General features: G+C 53.9%; 16 protein-coding genes and 1 pseudogene. 5 read left to right on the plus strand and 12 right to left on the minus strand.

What is annotated here, in order from left to right:
• Positions 1 to 263: 263 nt before the first annotated feature.
• From ACTJI9_RS06135 to ACTJI9_RS06145, 3 genes are all read left to right on the plus strand, one after another.
• On the plus strand, positions 264 to 866 hold the full coding sequence (locus ACTJI9_RS06135) for a hypothetical protein (RefSeq protein WP_440806654.1): 603 nt from the start codon (positions 264 to 266) through the stop codon (positions 864 to 866).
• A gap of 16 nt (positions 867 to 882) precedes the next feature.
• Positions 883 to 1767: a uracil-DNA glycosylase gene (locus ACTJI9_RS06140; protein ID WP_337353762.1), complete on the plus strand. Its 885-nt coding sequence runs from the start codon at positions 883 to 885 to the stop codon at positions 1765 to 1767.
• A 91-nt stretch (positions 1768 to 1858) separates the two neighbouring features.
• Complete coding sequence (locus ACTJI9_RS06145; protein WP_115051922.1) at positions 1859 to 3106, plus strand: MFS transporter; 1248 nt, start codon at positions 1859 to 1861, stop codon at positions 3104 to 3106.
• A gap of 3 nt (positions 3107 to 3109) precedes the next feature.
• On the opposite strand, the gene ACTJI9_RS06150 is transcribed toward ACTJI9_RS06145, so the two are convergent.
• The gene (locus ACTJI9_RS06150; RefSeq protein WP_440806945.1) at positions 3110 to 4033 is read right to left on the minus strand and encodes a DMT family transporter; all 924 of its coding nucleotides are present in this window, start codon (positions 4031 to 4033) and stop codon (positions 3110 to 3112) included.
• A 366-nt stretch (positions 4034 to 4399) separates the two neighbouring features.
• Between ACTJI9_RS06150 and pepN the strand changes: the two genes are divergently transcribed.
• Positions 4400 to 7045, plus strand: coding sequence for an aminopeptidase N (gene pepN, locus ACTJI9_RS06155; RefSeq protein WP_440806656.1), 2646 nt, complete (start codon positions 4400 to 4402; stop codon positions 7043 to 7045).
• 250 nt (positions 7046 to 7295) lie between these two features.
• Positions 7296 to 9629: an ATP-binding protein gene (locus ACTJI9_RS06160; RefSeq protein WP_115051925.1), complete on the plus strand. Its 2334-nt coding sequence runs from the start codon at positions 7296 to 7298 to the stop codon at positions 9627 to 9629.
• A 10-nt stretch (positions 9630 to 9639) separates the two neighbouring features.
• Here the strand turns inward: ACTJI9_RS06160 and ACTJI9_RS06165 are convergent, their stop codons facing one another.
• The 11 genes and pseudogenes from ACTJI9_RS06165 to ccmI form a co-directional block, all read right to left on the minus strand.
• Complete coding sequence (locus ACTJI9_RS06165) at positions 9640 to 12615, minus strand: bifunctional [glutamine synthetase] adenylyltransferase/[glutamine synthetase]-adenylyl-L-tyrosine phosphorylase (RefSeq protein WP_440806660.1); 2976 nt, start codon at positions 12613 to 12615, stop codon at positions 9640 to 9642.
• Entirely contained in the window at positions 12612 to 14009 is a 1398-nt protein-coding gene (locus ACTJI9_RS06170; RefSeq protein WP_336440945.1) for a sensor histidine kinase, read from the minus strand. The genes ACTJI9_RS06165 and ACTJI9_RS06170 overlap by 4 nt, the downstream gene beginning before the upstream one ends.
• Complete coding sequence (locus ACTJI9_RS06175; protein ID WP_115051928.1) at positions 14006 to 14710, minus strand: response regulator transcription factor; 705 nt, start codon at positions 14708 to 14710, stop codon at positions 14006 to 14008. The genes ACTJI9_RS06170 and ACTJI9_RS06175 overlap by 4 nt, the downstream gene beginning before the upstream one ends.
• 128 nt (positions 14711 to 14838) lie before the next feature.
• Positions 14839 to 16374: a Do family serine endopeptidase gene (locus ACTJI9_RS06180; protein WP_440806664.1), complete on the minus strand. Its 1536-nt coding sequence runs from the start codon at positions 16372 to 16374 to the stop codon at positions 14839 to 14841.
• Between the two features lie 261 nt (positions 16375 to 16635).
• Entirely contained in the window at positions 16636 to 17202 is a 567-nt protein-coding gene (locus tag ACTJI9_RS06185) for an invasion associated locus B family protein (protein WP_440806666.1), read from the minus strand.
• An 8-nt stretch (positions 17203 to 17210) separates the two neighbouring features.
• Positions 17211 to 17864 (minus strand): annotated as a pseudogene (locus ACTJI9_RS06190) (YadA-like family protein); the annotation flags it as partial.
• A gap of 236 nt (positions 17865 to 18100) precedes the next feature.
• The gene (locus ACTJI9_RS06195) at positions 18101 to 19222 is read right to left on the minus strand and encodes a hypothetical protein (protein ID WP_440806669.1); all 1122 of its coding nucleotides are present in this window, start codon (positions 19220 to 19222) and stop codon (positions 18101 to 18103) included.
• Between the two features lie 318 nt (positions 19223 to 19540).
• Entirely contained in the window at positions 19541 to 20023 is a 483-nt protein-coding gene (locus ACTJI9_RS06200; protein WP_307283661.1) for a cytochrome c-type biogenesis protein, read from the minus strand.
• The gene (locus ACTJI9_RS06205; RefSeq protein WP_440806671.1) at positions 20020 to 22038 is read right to left on the minus strand and encodes a heme lyase CcmF/NrfE family subunit; all 2019 of its coding nucleotides are present in this window, start codon (positions 22036 to 22038) and stop codon (positions 20020 to 20022) included. Before ACTJI9_RS06205 ends, ACTJI9_RS06200 begins: the two co-directional genes overlap by 4 nt.
• Positions 22035 to 22481: a cytochrome c maturation protein CcmE gene (ccmE, locus tag ACTJI9_RS06210; protein ID WP_307283657.1), complete on the minus strand. Its 447-nt coding sequence runs from the start codon at positions 22479 to 22481 to the stop codon at positions 22035 to 22037. Before ccmE ends, ACTJI9_RS06205 begins: the two co-directional genes overlap by 4 nt.
• Positions 22481 to 23641 carry a c-type cytochrome biogenesis protein CcmI gene (gene ccmI / locus ACTJI9_RS06215; RefSeq protein WP_336440938.1) on the minus strand — a complete coding sequence of 387 codons (1161 nt, stop codon included), beginning with the start codon at positions 23639 to 23641 and terminating at the stop codon, positions 22481 to 22483. Before ccmI ends, ccmE begins: the two co-directional genes overlap by 1 nt.
• Positions 23642 to 23688: the final 47 nt, after the last annotated feature.

Genomic DNA, 23688 nt, shown 5'->3' on the forward strand with positions numbered 1-23688 from the left:
GCGCCGGTGGCGCGTCGTTTTTTTGATTTGTAGCGCAACAATAACTGTTTGCCACAATGAGTCGCGCCTATCAGATGCGGCCAATTGCCCTCATTCCACGACTAGCCGGCATATTTTTATACTTACTTTAACGTAAACGTCAATATATCTGCAGAAGAGGTCGCTCGCTAGTTCCTTACAGCTGTTGCGCCCCCGCTCTTTTCCGTCATAATCCTGCAATCAAATTGCCGACCACGTTGAACGCAACCGCTTGGGAGGGCCGGATGAGGTGGATGACTCTGCGCTGGCCTTTAAGCCTGATAACCGGGTGCGTTCTGTTTTTCGCGAGCATCGCAGCCCAAGCTGAATCTGGAAGATTGTGGAGTGCAGGCCGCTATACTTTTTCCGATGAAATGGGAGGCTTTACGATTATCGGCGTAAGCGGAAAAGGCACAAGGCAAGACCCGATTATCCTGACCGAAGAGTTCCATTCGACAACGCCCACAGTCCTGATCATTCGAACCGAACAGACCAATCTTAAAGATCCTGCCGAAGATATCGGCATCCTGTTTCACATGCGTGTCGAAGTAACCAATGGCAGTGGTCACCCTTGGGTAGAATTTGGCTTCGAGTTGCAGGAGCAATTGAATGTGCCAAGCGACTATGGCGATGGGCTGTCCTTCTATCAGCCGGGCGACAAGAAGGACGCTATCGACTCATATGGCTACGCAAGTTTCAGCGATGATTTCGAGCCCTATGACCGGATGATATTCCGCGATGGAAAGATTGATCCCGGCGAGAATGCCAGCTTTGGCTTTCCGATAGCCGACTTTACGCCCAAACGTACATTTTATCTTGTGCAGGACCCACGCATTCCCTCCTCTTAAACGTCTTGAGCTTGCAATGCACACTGCAATTTGCGACTTCAAGGATGAGAAGGATTATCCATTGTCGACGTTAAGCGAAATCTTGCACTATTATGCCGAGGCGGGAGTCGATACTCCGCTGGTCGACACGCCTGTCGACAGGTTTTCGCAGGTTGATACCAAGCGGGCACAGACTCAGCAGGCTCCTGTTGCCACTCGCTCAAATGCGCCCTCACCCGCCGGCTTAAAACCGCCCATCGATGCAAGCGCCTCCGCACCATCAACGCTCAGCAAGGCATCCGTGCCCGATGATGCCAAGATTGCCATGGCCCGGCAGATGGCGGCGAACGCGACGACATTGGAGGAACTGCGCGAACAGCTGGCAGCATTTGATGGTTGTAATCTTAAATTTACAGCAAAGAATCTGGTCTTTGCCGATGGCAATCCGCAAGCGGCGATCATGTTTGTCGGTGAAGCGCCGGGCCGCGAAGAAGATCTGGAGGGCATACCCTTCATTGGCCGCTCAGGCCAGTTGCTCGACCGCATGTTGGCTGCAATCGGTCTCGACAGGCAAAGCGTATATATCGCCAATACAATTCCATGGCGTCCGCCCGGAAACAGAACGCCAACGCCTTTGGAAACTGAAATTTGCCGCCCCTTTTTCGAGCGGCAAATCGAGCTGGCAAATCCGAAATTACTTGTGGCGCTCGGTGGTCCTGCGGCAAAGGCATTGACCAATGCTCCTGAGGGCATTTTACGCCTTCGTGGAAATTGGAAAACCCATTTGACAGGATCAGGAAATCAAATTCCCGTCATGCCAACGCTCCACCCGGCCTATCTGCTGCGCAATTCAGCGCAGAAAAAGTTTGCTTGGCGGGATTTCCTCAGCGTCAAATTACGGCTACGTGCCCTTACCGATTAAAACCTGCCGCAAAACCGGAGATGCAGTGTCGTAATTTCCGGCGCGCCAAGCTGTGCTGCGCGATAAGGTTCATTGTAATCAGGATAACATCATGTTTCGCCAGCTCTTGCCCATCACGGCATTATTGACCAGCACGTTCTTGATGCTGACAGCAGGAGGGCTGGCAGGCATTCTTCTGCCGCTGCGTGCCGGCATGGAGGGTTGGTCGCCCACGACAATCGGTTGGATGGGCACGGGCTATGCGCTTGCCTTCACCGGTGGGTGTATCGTTGTGCCGCGCCTTGTGCGGCGCGTCGGCCATGTCAGGGTTTTTGCGGTACTATTGACGTTGCTGGGCATGTCTATGCTGATGCATGGGCTGATCATGGACCCATGGGCCTGGACATTATTTCGGGCACTGGCTGGTTTTTCGCTGGCCGGAAGCTACATGGTCATCGAAAGCTGGCTCAATGAGCGCGTGACAAACGCCACACGCGGCATGGTTTTTTCCATCTATATGATCGTATCCATGCTGGGGTTGCTGGTGGGTCAATATATCCTGCCCTTCGGAAATCCCGCTACCCATGTGCTTTTTATGGTCGGTGCGCTGATCTACGCAGCCGCGCTTGTCCCCACGGGCCTATCCAATGCACAGTCCCCTCGTCCACTAACGCAAGTTTCGCTTGATCTGCCCGGTCTTTACCGAAAATCTCCGGCTGCCATGGTCGGCTCCTTGCTTGCTGGCATCATTGCCGGGGCTTGGAACTTTCTTTCGGCGGTCTATGGCCGGGATATCGGCCTTTCCACATTCGGCATAGCAACCATGATCGCAAGTTCGATGATCGGTGGCGCATTGTTCCAATATCCGATTGGCCGGATATCTGACTTCGTTGACCGGCGTTATGTCATGGTTGTGGCGGGAATTGGCGGCGTGCTGATCTCAATTACGATGATCCTTGTCCAACCCAACACCCCATGGGTGATCTACACGCTGATGTTTGCATTCGGGACCGTGCTGTTTCCGATCTATTCGCTCAACGTCGCCCATGCCAATGACTTTGCCGAGCCGAGCGAATTCGTAAAGATTTCGAGCGGACTGCTGATCGTTTATGGCATTGGCAGCATGATCGGCCCGCAAATTGCCGGCCGCCTTATGGATATGAACGGTCCATCCGGCTTCTTCGTCACCATGGCAATCACCTATGCTGCCTATGGCGGCTATGCGTTCTGGCGCAGTTTGCGCCGTGCTCCGCAAGCTCCTTCCGAGCGCCCGGACTTTGCCATAGGCGCCCATGACAGACCGCAAACGCCAGAAACATTCAACCTTCATCCACTTAGTGAAGGCGTTCCTGACGAATGACACTCAACCCTGTGGCGTCGATGCCTTTTTGGCCCGGGCGCGCGCAAGCCCAAGACGATGCTCGCGGTAGATGATGAAAATACCAGCGCCGATGACGATCGTTGCGCCGATGATCATTTCCCAAGTGGGAATATCGCCGAACAGAAGATATCCAATGGCAAGGCCGAGCAGCATTGATGTATATTCGAACGGCGCAATGGCCGACATATCCGCATGGCGATAGCTCTCGGTCAAAAGGATCTGCGCAACGCCACCGGCAATTCCCGCCATGATAAGATAAGTTGCCTGCAAGCCAGTAGGCCACACCCAGCCGAATGGAAAGCTAACCAAAGCAATCAGGCTCGAAGCGATTGAAAAATAGACAACAATGGTTGGCGTTCGCTCTGTCTGTACCAGCTTTCGCACCAGCAACATGGCGATAGCCGCGAGCCCCGCCCCACCCAAAGTTGCCAAGGCACCTATGGCTTGATCCCCGCCAAACTCGCTTTCCCCGGTAAAGAACGACATGCGCGGCCAAAGAATAATGAGTACGCCAATGAGACCGACACCAACCGCCGACCAGCGATAAAGGCGCACTGTTTCTTTCAAAAAGATCGCGCTGCACACGACTGTCAGAAGCGGCGTCGCGTAGCTGATGGCAATTGCTTCCGGCAGGGGCAATTTTGTCAGACCGTAAAAGCTCAAACTCATGGCACTCACGCCGACAAAGCCACGCCAAAAATGGCTGAAAGGCTCTTTGGTTTTGAATGCCACAGCAAGTTGCCCCTGCCAGGCGATGAACGCGATGACCGGAAAGATTGCAAAGAAGGAGCGAAAGAAGACAAGCTGCCCCGCGGGAATACCATCGGAGGCTTTAAGAAGGCTCGACATGCCCACGAAGACGCATACTGATGCGATCTTCAGGCTGATTCCGAGCATGACATTCATTGTGCGAACGGTGTTCGCATTGAGCGGTTCACCTTCTTTAGGGTGAACTATCGTGGACACAGTGGAATAATCCTTGGGAGCTGGAGCATTTGTAGCGAGGGTATGGAAATTTAACTGATATATCTTTAGGACGGTTTCCAAGGCGGCGCCAGACAAAAACCAATCACGTTGCGTTTTTGCGCCATATATCGGGTGAACATCCGCATTTGTTGTGCGCGATGCAAAACACGGTTAGGGTCCGCCGCAATGAAACGGTCTGTTTCTTCATTGAAGCCCCAGTGCCGTTCCATCTTTTTATTATACGCAACTCCGGACGGAAAACCGGTTCCCACTTTTCCTGGAATTGCTTTTGAAGGACAGTTATCTATGCGTACCGATACCGGCCAGGTTTTTCATCTGGAAGACTATAAGCCAACCGATTTTCTTATTCCTGAGACACATCTCGATTTTCGTCTGCACCCGGAGCGGACAATCGTTAAGTCCACGCTGAAAATCGAGCGCAGGGAAGGCGTCGCACTTGATACGCCGCTCATTTTGGATGGCGACGAGTTAAAGCTCGAATCCATTTGCATCGATGGCGTGGCGTTGGGCGATAATACCTATGTGGTTACACCCGACAGACTGGAAATTCGCGGACTACCTGAGGCCGAAACTTTTACGTTGGAAATTACAACCGAAATCAACCCAACTGCCAATCGGCAGCTTACCGGGCTTTATCGTTCAAGCAATGTCTACTGCACGCAATGCGAAGCAGAAGGCTTCCGTCGCATTACCTATTATCTGGACCGGCCTGATCTGCTTTCAGTCTACACTGTTCGCGTCGAAGCCGAGACAAGCGCAGCTCCACTGCTGCTGTCCAACGGCAATCCGGGTGAGAAAGGCACGCTTGACGACGGCCGCCATTTCGCCATCTGGCACGATCCGCATCCAAAGCCGGCCTATCTCTTCGCTCTCGTTGCGGGTGACCTTGGCGTTATAACCGACACATTCACCACAGCGTCCGGACGACCAGTCAATCTTGGCATTTATGTTGAGCATGGCAAGGAAAGCCGTGCGCTTTATGCCATGGATGCGCTGAAGCGTTCCATGGCATGGGACGAGGAAAAATTCGGGCGTGAATATGATCTCGACGTGTTCAACATTGTTGCCGTTTCGGATTTCAATATGGGCGCAATGGAGAACAAGGGACTTAACGTCTTCAACGATAAATATGTTCTTGCCGAGCCGGACACTGCGACCGACGTCGATTATGCCGGTATTGAAGCTGTCATCGCCCATGAATATTTCCACAATTGGACAGGAAACAGAATCACTTGCCGCGACTGGTTCCAGCTTTGCCTCAAGGAAGGGCTGACCGTCTATCGCGATCATGAATTCTCTGCGGATATGCGCTCGCGCGCCGTTAAACGTATTGCCGAAGTCAAAGGCCTGAAGGCCCATCAGTTTCCCGAAGATGCAGGTCCCCTCGCCCATCCGGTGCGCCCGCGCCAGTTCCGCGAGATCAATAATTTCTACACATCCACTGTCTATGAAAAAGGCTCGGAAGTCGTACGGATGATCCGTACAATCCTTGGTGCAGAGACTTTCCGTAAAGGCATGGATCTATATTTCGAACGCCATGACGGCGATGCGGCCACCATCGAAGACTTTATCAAGGTATTTGAAGATGCTTCGGGGGAAGATTTGAGCCAGTTCGCGCTCTGGTATGATCAAGCCGGAACACCGAATCTTGCAATCACCTATGATTACGATCAGGCAACCAAGACTTTCGAGATTGAGATAGAACAATCTTTAAAGCCAACACCCGGTCAGCCCTCCAAGAAACCAATGCACATTCCAATCCAATTTGGACTGTTGGGCACCAAGGGCCGCGAGATTCGGCCACGCGCAACAAAGGGCGGATTGGTCAAGGACGATGTTATTCATCTACGCAAGCGCAAAGAGCGCTTTACCTTTTCTGGGATTACAGAGCGTCCTGTTCCCTCGCTGCTGCGCGGTTTTTCTGCACCTGTGACGATGACCAGCGAGCTGACACGTTCTGATCTTGCCTTCCTGGCTCGCAATGACCGCGATGAGGTGACGCGTTGGCAGGCTCTGACGCAACTGCTCAATTCCAAGCTCACCAGCAATTCGAAACGCGTTCGAGGCGGTAAGCCAGCGACTATTGAAAGCTCATCGATCCGGCTTCTGGGGGAACTGGCCTTTAATAATGCCTTGGACGAAGCCTTCCGTGCCCTGTGTCTCAATGTTCCTTCCGAAAGCGATATTGCGCGCGAGCTTGGCGCCAATATTGACCCGGAAGCCATTTTGGGCAGTCGCGATGCACTTATTCTTGCCGTGGCTGAAGCCCATGGGGAGAAGTTTGAACAGCTTTATAACGAGCTGGAACATCACGGCGCGTTCAATCCGGATGCGGCAGGTGCGGGTCGCCGTTCCTTGCGCAATGTCCTGCTGGATTATTTAAGTGTTGCCGATGGTAACCCGAAGCGTGCATCCAAACAGTTTAAACAAGCAAACAATATGACTGAGCGCGCTGCGGCGCTCAACGTTCTCGTCCAGCGCTTTGGCACAAGCACTGCGACCAACGACGCTTTGCAAGCCTTTGAAGCGCGATATGGAAATGATGCGCTGGTGATGGATAAGTGGTTTGTTGTGCAGGCTATGCAACCGGGTGAAAGCGCGCTCGGCAAAGTCAATGAACTGATGAAGCACCAGCTCTTTTCGCTCGACAACCCTAACCGCACACGCTCGCTGATCGGCGCATTTTCGAGCGGTAACCAGACAGGGTTCAACCGTGCAGATGGCAAAGGCTACCAGTTTTTTGCAGAGACAATCCTGACAATCGACAAGAAAAATGCCCAGCTTGCAGCCCGGCTTTTGACTGCGATGCGTTCATGGCGGTCCTTCGAACCGGAACGCCGCGAACACGCTCGGGAAGCCCTCGCCAGCATCGCCTCTGTTGCCGGTCTTTCGACGGATGTGCGCGATATTGTCGAGCGCACGCTGGCCTAAACGGTTGCGAAAAACTTATCCACCGGCCCACCACCTTATTCCCTCCGGACAATCTCCGGAGGGAATTTGAGTCTTATCAAAGGCTTATAAGCTCTTCTTTTGATTGTGATTCCGGCTGCCACAAGTGTTGATAAATATTTAACAAAGGGACTAGACACGCGGAATCAGTTTTGATTCACTACGGGTGCTTCGAATGTGCGGCGTGTCGAAGCAAATCACTGAATATAAAGGCAAATGAGGGGGCCATTCGATGGCAAATGCGGACGCGTATCGCGCGCCGACGGGGAAGAATTATGCCGGAAGCAAGTCTGGGGTGCAGTCCTCGAACAAGCTTTCAGGGCACATAAAACTTCTCGCTGACCCTGCCTATGGTAAGCTCCTTGCAGCTGAGCCCTATCTGCGCCGCGCCATTCCACCACTCATCATTATTTTTCTTGTTGTACTTGCGATCGTCCGTTCCATGTCATTGCTGGCGTGGCGTGACGATGCGGAGCGCACGGCTCGCGCGACATTGTCAATTGCCGCCAGCCATGTCGCCAGTGTCATCGATAACCGGATGAACAAGGGCGAGACGCTCAGCACGGGCGACCTGCAGAATATACTGAGCGATATGCGTACCAACGACCTTATTCCGGATGGAATGTGGTTTGCCATCGCGACGCCGGAAGCCAATATCGTTGCCGCTTCGGACGGCGGCGACCACTGGCGTAACAGGAACCTTGAAACATTCATAACAGAAGGGCAGCCGCTCTTCCTCTTTGGGGCAAGAGCGGGCGTCATGCCGGTGAAGGTTGAAGGCACGCCCTCCCTCGCCGCCTTTTCCCGCTCCGGAAACAATGCCTATTCAGTTTTGGCTGCGCATCCTGTTGAAGCGATTTTCGCCGAATGGCGCAGCACTGTTTCCATGAATGTCACCATGTTTGCAGGCACGGCAACCATCATGCTGATCGTGCTCTACGCATATTTCAGCCAATCGGCACGGGCACAGGACGCCGACGCGCTTTATCAACACGCGCAAGCGCGGGTCGACACGGCGCTTGCACGCGGACGCAGCGGCTTGTGGGACTGGGATATGGCGCGAGGGCGCGTGTACTGGTCGCGCTCCATGTATGAGATGCTGGGCTATGAGGCCTATGATTCCATTCTGTCGCTCGGAGACATTTCGGCAATCATTCACCCGGACGATGACAAGCTCTACAGCGTCGCGGCACAGGTCGCAGCGGCGGAAATTACCCAGATGGACCGGGTTTTCCGCATGCGGCATGCGGAAGGTCACTGGGTCTGGATGCGCGTTCGCGCTCAGGTTGCCGATACTGACAATCTCGGTGATCTTCATCTGGTGGGCGTAGCTGTTGATGTCAGCGAACAGCACCGCTTTGTTCAGGCAACTGCCCAAGCGGATCAACGCATTCGCGAAGCAATTGAAAGCATCTCCGAAACCTTCGTGCTGTGGGATGCCGAAAACCGGCTTGTCATGTCGAACGGCAAGTTCAATGAATATTCAGGTCTCGCCAATGAATGCCTCTTGCCTGGTATCAGCCGAGAGGAACTGGAACCCCGTATTCGCGCCGTCGCATCTGAAAAGCGTATGGCGAATGAACATGGCCGTAATGGCGCGCTTACCTATGAGCGGCAACTTGCGGATGGGCGCTGGCTGCAGGTCAATGAGCGCCGCACGCAGGATGGGGGACTGGTTTCCGTCGGCACCGATATTACTCAGCTGAAGGTCCATGAAGAGCGCTTGATCGACAGCGAACGACGTTTGATGGCCACGATCCACGATTTGAGCCTTGCGCGTAAATCGGAAGTGGAACGCACGCTGGAACTGACCGAACTCAACAGCAAATATGCCGTGGAGAAGGAACGGGCCGAGGCTGCCAACCGCGCGAAATCCGAATTTCTCGCCAATATGTCTCACGAACTTCGCACCCCGCTGAATGCCATTATCGGTTTCTCCGAAATCATGCATACGGGAACATTTGGGGCGCTGGGATCAGACCGCTATGTCGAATATGTTCAGGATATCCACACCAGCGGCAATTATCTGCTGAACGTCATCAACGATATTCTGGATATGTCGAAGATCGAAGCCGGGCACTTTACACTCGACCGTGAGGAAATCGATCTCTGCCCGCTTATCCGCGAGACGGTACGCGTTGTTTCACTGCAAGCGCAGGCAAAAAATGTGAAGGTGGAGACACGCATCGACGAATGCGTCACACTTGATGCTGACCGCCGCGCCATCAAGCAAATCCTGATCAACCTGCTCTCCAATGCGGTGAAATTCACCAGCACGGGCGGGCGCATCTCCGTGCGCGCCCGCAAGGTTTCCGGGGCACTGGTTTTAACCATTGAGGATACAGGTTGCGGTATTCCGAAATCCGCCATGAAGAAGATCGGCCAGCCGTTCGAGCAGGTGGAAAACCAATTCACCAAATCCCATGCAGGCTCTGGACTCGGCCTCGCCATTTCGCGCTCGCTGACACAGTTGCATGGCGGCGCGCTGAAAATCCGCTCACAGGAAGGCGTTGGAACAATTGTGTCCGTGCGTATACCAACGCGTAATATTGCCGAGGCAGCGTAAGACGAAGACGCTAAACCTGCCTGGATCGCTTACGCGCTTCACCCATAATGCCGTCAAAAATCTTCCGCACCGATTTTGCACTGTCTTGCAACTGGCTTTCCAAGCGCTGCAAATCCGGCAGATCGCAGGATCGGCAAAGCTGCTCCACCAGTCCTGGCGGAAAGTCTTCACGCTTCACATCACCATTCAGGCAAAGGCGAATGAGCTGGGTCACACCCGTATAGAGATTTGCCGCTTCAATCAGGTTGTCGACAGTTGCAGGCTCAGCCAAAGCCGGGCTGATCTTACCCAGCACCTCCGCAGTCGACTGCGCGATGACCGGGCCTTTTACATTGCCGGTCAGTACAGCAAATTGCGCGATAAATTCCAGATCGATAATGCCACCTCGAACCAGCTTCAAATCCCAGTCGTCACGGGGCGGCTTTTCTGCTTCGATCATGGCCCGCATCTCGGCAACATCCTTGGCGATTTTGGAGCTATCGCGGGGAAGTGCCAAAATTTCTGAAATGTCTTTTTCGATCTCGGTGAAAAAAATGGGATCACCAGCAACAGGGCGCGCTCGGCTAAGAGCCATATGTTCCCAGGTCCATGCTTCGGTCCGCTGATATTTGCGGAACGAGTCTATGTGAGTGGCAACGGGGCCCTTATTGCCAGACGGTCGCAGGCGGAAATCAACTTCGTAAAGAACGCCCTCGGCCGTTGGAGCAGATAATGCGGCAATCAAACGTTGCGTCAGTCGCATATAATATTGCGACGATGCCAGGGGCTTTGCACCATCTGATTCATCGGCATCCACATCATGATCGTAAAGCAGAATGAGATCTATATCCGAGCCTGCGGTCAATTCGCGGCTGCCAAGCTTGCCCATGCCCAGAATGGCGATGCGTCCGCCGCCGATCTCGCCATGTTTGCTTTTGAACTCGTCAATCACGGCGTGGAGCGCGCTATCAATAACCAGATCAGCCAGATCGGAAAAAGCTTTGCCCGCACGTGCGCCGTCGATGGCACCAGTGAGCAATCTTATTCCGATCAGAAAACGATGTTCCGCTGCAAAGATGCGCAGCCTGTCCAGTACATCCTCATAGACCTTTGAGGGTCCGAGAAAACTCGTCAATCGTTCCGCAAGATAGGCTCGCGTCGGAACATCGGCAAAAATCGCGGGATCAAGCATGCCGTCGAAAATATGCGGCTTACGCGTGATGATATCCGCCAGCCGCGGTGCAGCGCCCATGATCAGAACCAGCAGATCGAGCAAGCGCGGATTGGATTGAAGCAGGCTGAAGAGCTGGATGCCGGCTGGCAACCCCTTGATCATTTCGTCAAAACGCATCAGCGCTTCATCAGCACGGCTCGTTGCCCCAAATGCCTTGAGCAAGACCGGTGTCAGCTCGGTCAGCCTTTCCCGTGACTCTGCTGACTGCGTGGCACGATAGCGCCCGAAATGCCATGTGCGGATGACACGGCAAATATCGCTTGGCCGCTCAAAGCCGAAATTGGCCAAGGTTTCCAGAGTGTCTGGATCGTCGACATCACCGGTAAACACAAGATTTCCGGCCTCCCCGGCCAAATCCTGCGCCTGCTCAAACAAAGCTGCATAATGCGTTTCGACGGTTTTCAGAGTTTTTCGAAAATCTTCAGTAAATGTGTCCGTGTCTCGGTAGCCCATCATATAGGCGACGCGCCGGAAGTTTTCGTCATCTTCGGGCAATATATGCGTCTGTTCGTCGGCGATCATTTGGATGCGATGCTCGACATCGCGAAGGAAGCCATATTTCTGTGCCAGCGTATCGCGTGCTTCGGCATTGATCCAGCCCAAGCCCTGCAATGCGCCAAGCATAGCCACAGTGCTCGAGCCTCGAAGCTGAGGAAATCGCCCGCCCGCAATTAATTGTTGGGTTTGCACGAAAAACTCGATCTCACGTATACCGCCGCGACCAAGCTTCACATTGTGACCGCGCACCGCTACTTCGCCATGACCCTTATGGGCATGGATCTGCCGTTTGATAGAATGAACATCGGCAATGGCAGCGTAATCGAGATATTTGCGCCAGACATAAGGAGCAAGTTCCGCAAGGACCTGCTTGCCAGCCTCAATATCTCCGGCCACAGGGCGCGCTTTGATCATGGCGGCTCGTTCCCAATTCTGGCCCCGCCCCTCATAATAATTCAGCGCTGCACCAACAGGGATAGCCAGCGGCGTTGAACCTGGATCGGGTCGCAGCCGCAAATCGGTGCGGAAGACATAGCCGTCTGCAGTGCGATCCTGCAGGATCCGCACCAGCCGCCGCGTCAAGCGTGAGAAAGTTTCGACACATTCATAAGGGTCGGTAATTGCGGGGCTTTGCTCGTCGATGAAAACGATCAGATCAATGTCAGACGAATAATTCAGCTCGAATGCGCCAAATTTGCCCATAGCCAGAATGATCCAGCCACAATTTTTATCTGGATGTTGAACATCCGGCAGCTTTAGCTTGCCCGCATTATGCGCGTCCCGCAGAAGAAAGCGCACTGCGGCTTCGACACAAGCTTGGGCCAGTTGAGAAAGAAAAAGTGTCGTGTCTTTGGTGTCAGACTGACCAGACAGATCACCCAAAGCGATTAAAAGGTGCCCCTCAAGTTTCTTTTGACGAAGAGCCGTCATGATTGACGTTTCGGTAGCATTTTCTACTTCGGTGACCCTCGCAATTTCCCGCATGAGTTCCTGCAGGCGAACATCGAGTGGACGATCGAAAAGCGGGTCAATTATTGCTGGCAAGCGCAAAAGAGCGTTGCGCAAATAGGGCGAGAGATCGAGGACCGATGATAAAAAAGCCGCTGCTTTCTTGTTTTTCTTTAAAGCAGAGGCGGCCTTACATGTTTTTTCATCGGCACTTTCCACAAACTCCAGTAGAAATGCTGCAGCCTGCTTTTTGTCGAGTGGCGCCAGTTCACGAAGTTTTCTATCAAAGAACGGCTCTTCAGCAGTACCCGCATCTTTCAAAATCATCCATTATCCCCTCCCGTTGGAAACGCCAGCACCGCACGCAGGCCCGGCGCATTGTCGTGCAGTTCCAATGTACCACCGTGCAATTTCATAACCGCCTTGGCAAGGCTTAGTCCAAGTCCCGAGCCCGGTTGAGAGCGGCTTTCCTCCAGGCGCACAAACCGCTCTGTAGCGCGTTCAACCTGATCTGGGGGAATGCCCGGACCATTATCGCTCACGACAATCGCGATCCCCCGATCGTGCTTTTCGACCGAGAGCCTCACTTCGACCGGCTTATCTCCGGTCGCATATTTGATGGCGTTGTCCACAAGGTTTGAAATCGTCTGCCCGATAAGCTCACGATTGGCTTTGACCGGCGTTGCGTCCATCGCACCGAGAGACAAGGTAATTCCTGCCTCTTCGGCCAGCGGCTCGTAAAGCTCAAAAACGTCTTCTACGATCACTGACAGCGGCAAAGGCTCCATCGTCTCGCTGGAGTAACCGGACTCAAGACGCGATATCATCAAAATGGCATTGAATGTGCGGATCAGAAGATCGGAGTCCGCTATCATGTCCTCAATAGCAGCGCGATAGGCCTTCGTGGTTTTCGCGTTGGAAAGAGCCGATTCAGCACGGTTTCGCATTCGCGTCAGCGGCGTCTTCAGGTCATGGGCGATATTATCGGAGACATGCCGGACGCCTTCATTCAATTCCTGTATGCGCGCCAGCATTCCATTGAGATTTTCGGAAAGGCGGTCAAATTCGTCTCCCGAACCATTGACCGGAAGCCGCCCCGCAAGATCGCCGCCCATGATGCGTTGTGAAGCGACCGAAACTTCATCTATCCGGTGCAGCGCGCGCCGGCCAACAAAGAACCAGATCAGGCATGCGCCTATGCCCATCGTACCCAGCGCGGCGAAAAGCGCCCGTCTTACCACAAGGCGCACTTGCTCCGGCTCGCCGAGATCACGCCCCACCATAACGCGAATTCCGTTCGGCAATACAATGACGCGAGCTATTGCCGTGTGCGTTTGCGGGTCAGTGCCCTCATTATAGCGCTCATAGCTTATGGGCCGGGATATCCAACCATCGGTTTGCAAGACACCAACTTCGATACTTTGCACATTGCCGGCAACAATGCGTCCTGCCGGATCCGCCACGAGATAGAGAAAAGCACCCGGCTGACGGCCCCGCCGATCAATCGCACGTACGAGACTGGCTATACCGCCCCGCTGATAGGCTCGCCCAATCCCTTCGACCTCCTCATTAATTGCTGTTTCCGTTTGACTGGTAAGCAGCTTCACAGAGGAGCTGGTCATATAGAAAACCAGCCCAAGGGCGCAGATTGTAAAGAGTAGAAGGTAGAGTGCCGACAGCCTCACCGCTGTCATTTTCAGCATGGAGCGAAAGCGGCTCATCCATGGCTTCCGGCTGTAGCTTCAGTGAGGCTGGCTTTTAACATATACCCGGCTCCACGAACCGTGTGCAGCAAGGGCGTGTCGAATCCTTTTTCGATCTTGCCACGCAAGCGCGACACATGAACATCGATCACATTGGTCTGGGGATCGAAATGATAATCCCAAACATGCTCAAGCAACATCGTGCGGGTGACAACCTGACCGGAATTGCGCATGAGATATTCCAGCAGACGAAACTCGCGCGGTTGCAAAATAATAGTCTGCCCTGCCCTTTTTGCCGTATGCGATAGTCTGTCCAGTTCAAGATCACCGACGCGATAGACAGTCTCGGCTTCCTTTGGGCTGGAGCGCCGCTGCAGGACTTCAATTCGGGCAAGCAATTCCGAAAAAGCATAGGGCTTGGTGAGATAGTCATCTCCGCCCGCCCGCAAGCCCGTGACGCGATCATCAACCTGTCCCAAAGCGGAAAGGATCAGCGCTGGCGTATCGTTTCCCTGGGCGCGTAGTGCGGCCACCACGGAAAGCCCATCGCGGCGCGGCAGCATGCGGTCAACGACAAGAGCATCATACGCCCCCTGTTCGGCGAGCGCATAGCCTGTCTCTCCGTCACCTGCAATATCAGCGGAATGTCCGGCCTCGTTGAAGGCCTTTTCCAAATAGCGGGCAGCTTCGCGATCATCTTCAATAACGAGTATTTTCATGATCTTACTCTAATCGGATTGCTTCGATGAAACCAGAAAGAAAAGGGGCAACAGGTTGAAGAGACCTGTTGCCCATGCGTCAGCGCTTACGGGTGGGGTCCAGCGCCGCAGCATTTCCTTCCCACCTGTCAGCCTTGGCTGATAGGTAGGGCGACGAACCGCGATTGGTCCTTTGTCTGCACTTGCAAAAGTACAGCTTTACGGCCGCTTTTCGTGGCATCTGCGATTGCCGCATCTATATCGCCGCCGCTCTTGACCGGCTGGTTGTTGACCGAGACGATAATGTCGCCTGTGCTGATACCCTTGTCTGCAGCATCGCCCTGACGATCAACATCCGTGACAACAACACCCTGGCCGTCATCGGCGGGCATGACAGTCAGGCCATAGTCATCAAGAGCGGATGACTTTTGCTCGTCTTCCTGCTGTGGTGTTGCCGAAGCAAGCTTCTCATCACCGGGCATTTCCTTGATCGACACTTTGACGGACTTGGCCTCGCCCTTATGCCAGACGGTCAGATCAACATCCTTGCCAGGCACGACAGCCGCAATCTTTTTCGCCAGATCGCGCGGATCACTGACCTTGTCGCCATTGACAGCCGTGATCACGTCACCGGCAACGATACCGGCTTTTGCCGCAGGGCCGTTGGCTTGCGGATCAGCAACGAGCGCTCCCTTCTCTTCGGCAAGACCAAGAGATTCGGCGATTTCCTTGCTGACGGGCTGAATCTGTACACCAATCCAGCCGCGCGAGACTGTACCGTTCTTGATCAGTTGATCGACAACCTGCTTTGCAGTCTGTGCGGGGATAGCAAAGGCAATGCCCACGCTGCCACCAGAAGGTGAGAAAATAGCTGTATTGATACCCACCACTTCACCATTCAGGTTGAAAGCCGGGCCACCAGAATTCCCTTTATTAACCGCCGCATCAATCTGCAGGAAGTCATCATAAGGTCCAGCGCCAATATCGCGGCCACGAGCCGAGACGATACCCGCTGTTACAGTTCCGCCGAGACCGAACGGATTACCCACTGCAACAACCCATTCGCCAACGCGAACTTTGTTGTCATCGCCGAAATTGACATAGGTGAACTTGCGCTTGTCATCGACCTTAAGCACGGCCAGATCGGTCCTCTTGTCCTTACCTATCAGCTTCGCATCAAGCTCGGTGCCGTCATCAAGGACGACACTATAGGCAGAGCCGTCTTCAACGACGTGATTATTGGTGACGAGATAGCCATCTTCGGAAATGAAGAAACCGGATCCCTGCGCTGTTGGGCGGACTCGTTCAGGGCGATTCTGGTCACGCGGGGATTTGCGTGGCTCCATGCCGCGACGACCATCTTGGTCTTGGCCGCCAAATTCGTAAAAGAAGCGCTTGAGCGGGTGGTCATCCGGGAGTTGATCCATGCCCGGGAAACCATTGCCATTATCGGCAGTTTCCTTCACGGCGCTTTTCACCCGAACACTGACAACTGCGGGGCTGACCTTTTCGACGACGTCAGCAAAACCGGGCTGCTGGGCAGTTTCAACACGAACTGCTTCGGCCTGCGCCGGGACAATAGCGCTGAGCGGACCCGTCGCCAAAAAGCCACCGACCAATGCCGACGACAGTAGGGCCGCGGCAATACCCTTACGGTAACGGGAAGATTTGATATTGTTAGACATCGGGATGTTCTCCTTAGGCAATGCGATCGGCTAATGATCGTTCGTACCATCAGTGATACATATAAGAAGGTTACCCCACCATTTCCGCAACATGACAAATATTTAAGGTTTGCCCGGTGGAAACGCCGGTCCGTGCCCTTAGTCGGTGCTTTATATAGCGCAAAGCCTCTAGCTGTTTTGGTTCACAGCAAGAAGTAACTGCCACAAATCATGGACAGTTATATTTCGTCTAAACCACGTGAAGGGTATATTAGAGCCGCCTCAAATCGCACCCAATGCCGTCCCGAGACCATCTAAAGGCAGTTGAAGGTCTATCGCCGTCGCATCAGTTTTAAACGAAATGCGCGCTGCGCCGCCTTTGCTTATTTCCTGCCGCAGAACTGGCCCCACTGGAAGATAGGCAAGGCAATTTGTGGGGGTGCATCCCCTGACCGTCATGGAAACTTTTTCTTTGCGCGAAGGAAATGCAAGGGTAATCTCCTTGCCTTCGCCTACCGTAGCAGGCACGCGCATGATCATGGCAGGATTGCCCTTATCGTCGGCAGCCAGCGACCAACTAAATACAAAGTTGCTTTCGCCATCGAGAATAGTCTGCGTCACGTTGCAGACCTTTTTCATCGCCTTCAAATCTTCGTCGCAAATGAGGTCCCAGTTGCCAAAAGGCTGGATGGATCTGCGATATTTGCCAAGCTCCGCCCCCTCTGGCACAGAAACGTCAGAGGGTTTCAAATGATATTGAGGGACTTGGGCCTCCTGAGCACCAGCTGGAATGCTGGCACCAAGAAAAAGGCCGAAAATGGCGGCCTTTTTGATGTTTAACAATTTCACACCCTATCTCAATTAAGAGTGAAGCTTAGACCGGCACCCACACCGACCTCTCCGCCGCTGGTTACGCCGGTAATATTGGCGCGAACCTTACCCGTTTCGCTTGTATAGCCAGCACCAAAGGCAAAAGCGCCCTGATCTCGCCACATACCACCGCCCACAGCAACACTCACTTTGCCCGGCCTGCTGTCAAAGCGCAACGATGATGCAGCCAATCCAATTGCTGCCGCCTGACGCGCCTCGGAACGAACTGAGGATATTTCTGAACTTAAATGATTGAAGCCATTAGCCATTTTGGTTTCCATCTTTGCAAGATCACCTCTAACTCCGCCTTGTCCATCAGTGCCGCCAATTATTTCATCCGTATAGGTATTAGCAGTATCAATCGCCTCCTTCTTAGCATTATCCGTATAGCTCTTCGCTGCCAACTTACTTTTGGCTGCCGCGTCATCGGAATAGCTATTGGCTTTTGCTACGGATTTGTCGCCAACCTCATCAGAGTAGCTCTTAGCCGCTTGCTGGCTCTTCGTCGCTATTTCATCCGCTTGGCCCTTCAACTGCTTGACGTTCACCGCATCCAAATCGTTGGTACCAGCGGAAAGATTGCTGATGACAACAGGCATGCTCGGATCACTGACACCGGCAGCAACATTGCCAATCCGGCTGGTCTTACCGGTCAGAACACGATCCTTCGTCTCCAAAAGCTGCTTGCCATCCGTACCAAGGACGGGATTGCCTTTGTCATCAACCTTGCCAACCTGATGGCCAAGATCAACCTTCGCCGCGTCCGAACCGGAACCAATGGTGATCACACCACTGTCTTTGTCTTCCTTGATCACGCCGGACGTGCCCTTCGACAGATCGGCAAGCTTCTGGTCAACCTTGTTGAGCTGGCCCCTGTTCACCGCATCCGTATCGGCAGTACCTTCGGCAACATTGCCAATCCGGCTGGTCTTATCTTTGCCATGGGAGGCGCTATAGGCACCGGCATTATTATCATAAAGCAGCGCATCTTTTTGCAACGAACCAATCTGACCGCCCTGCGTGACGAGACTGTCACCCTGGGCTTTGACCGTACTGTAGGCGCAGCAGCACCTGCTACTGCGGGTACAGCGGCACCTGTTGCTGCGGGCGCAGTGGCACCCGTTGTTGTGGGCGTAGAAGTAGCTGCTGCGGGCGCAGTGGCATCTACTGCTGCGGGCACAACAACCGTCGTTGTGCCACCTTTTGCCCCTGCATTAGTGCCGATGGCGATGTCGCCAAGAACGGTCGTGCTCGTGGTCGCTGGCTGACTGTTTGCATCGGTGTTGATCTTGATCTGCGGAAAGCGAGTTTCCGGAATAGCCGAAAGTGCGATTGGCTTGGGAAACCGTATGGAATTGCCCATGCCAGCCACCTGTGGTGTAACAAATTCTTCAGTTGTTGGAACGCCGAGCACCACCGTTTTTGGCACACCACCACTCGGAAATATGGTACCGATTGGAAAAACCGTACCGACAGGGAAACGAAGAGGAAAAGACGTATCACTCGCTGCCATGACAACAGGTCCTTTAAAGAAAGTGCCTTTGTAAAACTCCCCCAGCGATGCAGGGAAAAAGTAATCTTTATCGAGTGGCACGTTAAGCGGCACAACTACGCCATCAGCCTTAACCACGCCGTTTGGCGAAGTAACAACTGTCCCTTTGAGTGCAGTGAACGATAAACCTGAGTGATTTATGGCTTGCGCCTCAAAACCAAAGCCATTTTCTAGCCTGACAAACCCCGCCGGCACACCGGCCACGCCCACAGCCGGAGAAGAGGCAGTTACGGATTGAGCCAGCACGGGCGAAGCCAGAGAGACAACCAGCGCAGCCGCCATCATCCCCAAACCCTTGCGGCGCTTGAAGCCCAGCACCATGCAAGCAAGACGCAGGATAGCATTGAGACGGCGACGGGCGGAACGGCTCTCAGCCGAACCGGCGAGCCAATTACCGGCAAAACGAGCAGGCATGCTGGAGGAAACAGGTGCTTTGACTTTGGTCATATCAATCTCGCTCAAAAATAATATAGCAAATACTGAGGTAAATATCGAATATGCTTACAGAAATGCGTTCACAGAAGTTTATTACTGTAATGGATCAATAAAATTTAAATGCTGGAATATTTTTTACTTGGAAAGGCTAATGTGCCAGACCGGAACTTAATCATTGCCGCGATTATCAACGGCTGATTAACGTGTAAACAAGCAAAATACAAGAGTAAAAACTAGTTTTCAGTGTGTTAAATTCTGTTTTATGGAAAAATTTTATTATACTTTAGTATAGTAAACCCATACTAAAGTATAATACCTTGTCGCAATTTGTTAATTATCGAGCGTTCCGACCAGTTTTTTGAGTTGCTGTTTTTCAACATCGGAAAGAGGTCCCGATTCTATTGAAACAGTGCGGCGGCGCCTCGCCGAAACGACAAGAGCCAAAGCACCGATGAGCAAAGCGCCTATTGGAAAACCCCAGAGCACGACCGTGCTTAATCGCAGCCGGGGCTTGAGCAAGACGAATTCGCCATAGCGGGCGACGAGAAAATCCAGCACCTGCTGGTCAGTATCGCCAGCCATAAGGCGCTCGCGCACCAGGACGCGCAGATCGCGGGCAAGATCCGCATTGGAATCGTCAATGGATTCATTCTGGCAGACCATGCAGCGCACCTGCGCAGAAATGGTGCGGGCACGTTTTTCAAGGACCGGGCTTGTCAGCATCTCGTCGGGGGAAAGCGCAAATGCGCTACTTGCGCCGAAACAAAGCAGCAGGACAAGGAAAGTTGCAATTGCGTTGCGGGTGCGGCTCATTGGGACACGCGGTTTTTTGCGGGGGCAACGCGGATTTTTGCGGATTGCATCAGAGCTGCTTTACCCTTGGCGGGTGCACCGACACGCAACCGGCGGTCAAGCAAAGACAGGCAGCCGCCCGCCATCATAAACACGGTTCCAAGCCAGATCAATGTTACCAGCGGCTTCCACCATATCCGCACGACGATGCCACCATCGGCAGCCGCATCACCCAGAGCCACGTAAAGCTGGCTGAAGGCGAAGGTGCGGATACCGGCCTCGGTTGTCTGCATATTGCGAACAGGGAAGAAACGCTTGGCCGCCATAAGCGACGTTACCGGCTGTCCCTCATCGCTCAAAACGGTAAACCGGCCTTGCTCTTCGCTGAAATTGGAACCTTTGAAGGGCTCGATTTGATCGAAACGCAGCGTATAGCCGCCCGCCCGGATGCTTTCACCCGGTTTCATGACCAGAACGCTTTCGGTTGCGAAGGTGGTGGTTGCAACAATGCCCAGCAAAGTGACGCCAAGACCGAGATGAGCAAACGCGGTGCCGAAAACCGAGCGTGGCAGGCCAATGAGGCGCTGAAATGCGACTTTCAAAGAGGCTTTTCCGATACCGGCTTTCAGCGCAAGGTCTGTGAGCGCGCCGAGCATGAGCCACACGGCAAGCCCTATGCCGAAAGCCGCCAGAACGCCGGACGCCGAAGTTTGGTAAAGCACGGCAGCGACAACCAGCAAAGCACCGAGGAAAGCAGTCATGAGGCGCTGTGCCACGCCCAGGAGATCGCCGCGCTTCCACGCCATGAGTGGCCCGAATGGTACGGCGGCCAAAAGCGGGATCATTAGCGGGCCGAAGGTGAGATTGAAAAAGGGCGCGCCGACCGAGATTTTTTCGCCCGTCAGAAACTCGAGCAGAAGTGGGTAAAGCGTGCCGATCAGAACGGTCGCTGCAGCCGTGGTCAAAAACAAATTGTTGAGAACCAACGCACCTTCACGCGAAATCGGCTGAAACAGGCCGCCGGGTGCCAGACTTTGGGCACGCCATGCAAAGAGCGCCAAGGACCCGCCGATAAAGATAACAAGTATGGCAAGGATGAAAAGGCCGCGACCGGGATCGGTGGCGAATGTATGGACGGAGGTCAGTACGCCGGATCGGACAAGGAATGTCCCGAGCAGTGACAGGGAAAAGGTGAGGATTGCCAGAAGCACAGTCCAGATTTTCAGCGCCGAGCGCTTTTCCATGACCAGCGCAGAGTGAAGCAGAGCGGTGCCTGCGAGCCAAGGCATGAAGGACGCATTTTCAACCGGGTCCCAGAACCACCAGCCGCCCCAACCCAGCTCATAATAGGCCCAGTAAGAGCCCATAGCGATGCCGCCTGTCAGGAATGTCCAGGCCACGAGCGTCCACGGACGGACCCAGCGCGCCCAGGCCGCATCTATCCGGCCATCAATCAGCGCAGCAACCGCAAAGGAAAAGCACACGGAGAATCCGACATAGCCCAGATAGAGCAGCGGCGGATGAATGGCGAGACCGATATCCTGCAGGATCGGGTTAAGATCACGTCCTTCGACCGGTGCCGGGTTAAGGCGCGCAAAGGGGTTTGACGTGGCGATAATAAAGGTAAGAAATGCAGTGCCGACCCAAGCCTGAACCCCAAGCACATTGGCTTTCAGCGATGGCGGCAGATTATTGCCAAAGAAGGCGACGAGCGCGGTGAAGAAGCTCAGGATCAAAACCCAGAGCAGCATTGAACCTTCGTGATTGCCCCACACGCCGGTAAATTTGTAAAGCAGCGGCTTTTGCGAATGTGAATTCTCAAACACATTCTGAACGGAGAAATCGGAAAGCACATTGGCGCTTGTCAAGGCCGCAAACGAAATCGCGACAAGGGCAAGTACAGTGAAGGCGGCGGGAACGGCAACTGCCATCATCTGGTCGTCATTGCGACGCGCGCCCAGTATCGGCAGCACGGATTGAACGATGGATAAAGCCAGAGCGAGTACCAGCGCGAAATGTCCAAGTTCGACAATCATGGCTTCTTGCCCTCTTCCTGCCAGACACCTTTGGCCTTCAGGCTATCGGCAACTTCCTTGGGCATATAGTTTTCATCATGTTTTGCCAGCACGCTGTCGGCGATAAATTTGCCCGTGGGTGAAAAGCCACCCTCGATAACAACGCCTTGATCTTCGCGAAAAAGATCCGGCAATATGCCTTCATAGGTGACGGGAATGCTTTTTATCTTATCAGTAACTGAAAAGCTGATCTTGGTTCCCTCGCCGCGAACCACTGTTCCTTTTTCAACCAACCCGCCAAGCCGGAATCGCGATTGCGATTGAATGTCGGAAGCCTGAATATCGGAAGGCATGCGGAAGAATGCGATTTTCTGTTGCAGAGCAAAGAGTACGAGCGCAGCCGCCAACCCCAAAACGGCCAGACCGCCACCAATGACCGTCAGTCTTTTTTGCTTGCGCGTCATCAATCGTTCTCCGGCTCGTAAGCTAAACCGAGATCATCCGCCACGGCATCAAGACGGGCCATCTTTTCAGCGCTCAACGCTTTTTTGGCACGATCCAACGCTTCAATGGCATCATTAGGCCGGTTAAGAACGACATAGGATCGCACGAGCTTCTCCCAGCCCTCAACATCGTCCGGAGCTTTTTCGAGTTTCGCGGCGAGGCTGGTAACCATGCCTTCGATCATTGTCGCACGGCTTTCGCTGTCGGCATCCATCATTGCCTGCACCTGAGCCGCATCCGGCGCAGTCTTGTCGACATCGCTAACATCTGGCGCATCACCATTGATCTCGGTGTCCAGCCTGGTCAACGCTGCTTGCGCCTGATCGCGCCATGGTACATCAAGTGGCGCCTCCACCAGCAGCTTGCGGATGAGATCACGCGCTTCGGTCAGGCGGCCTTGCTGCATCCACCCATCAATGATGTAGAATTGCGGGCGCATGTCTTTTGGATCCAGCGCCAATGCCTTGTTGAATGCTTCTTCGGCGCGGACCGTGATTTTACCGCCCGCTTCCGCGACCAGCGCCTGGCCCAGACCAAGCTGCCGCGCGGCGCTGTCGCCATTCAAGCGTATTGCATTTTGATACGCGGCAACTGCATTTGCAGGGCGGCCCATGCGCGTATAAATCGGCGCGAGGACCTCCCAGCCCTGACCGTCATCAGGGTTCAGTTTCAAATGCGCTTCTGCACGGGCAACCAGCTCGTCAGGCGTGCTTTGATCGGCAGGGCGCGCAAGCCTTTCCGCCAGTGGCTGGCCGGGCAGATCCGGATTACCCGTACTTGCATAGACAGCCCATGAAATCAGGGGAATTGCGATGACCGTTATAAGTGTCATCCACTCACGGGTGGCGCTCTTGGCTGGGCGAACCACCTGTCCGTCTATTGCGGCGGCCTTGGCGGATTTCAGAAGCCGGCGCCCGATTTCCGCACGTGCCTGTTCGCCTGCAACTGGATCGATCAAGCCACGCTTTTCGTCAGCGTCTAGTTCACGCAATTGGTCTCGATAGACCTCAACATCATATTGATTGTCCGACACTGAAGCCGTGGTGCGCCGTGTTAACGGCAAAAGCACCAGCAACGTTGCGACAACGGTCAGAAATGCGGCAGAAATCCAGAAAATCATGCGTGAGACATAGACTCTCGCTTATCCAAAATCCAAACGCAATTTAT

Origin of the sequence: Phyllobacterium sp. 22552, assembly GCF_052044585.1 — a bacterium.
In the GTDB taxonomy this organism is placed as follows: domain Bacteria; phylum Pseudomonadota; class Alphaproteobacteria; order Rhizobiales; family Rhizobiaceae; genus Phyllobacterium; species Phyllobacterium ifriqiyense.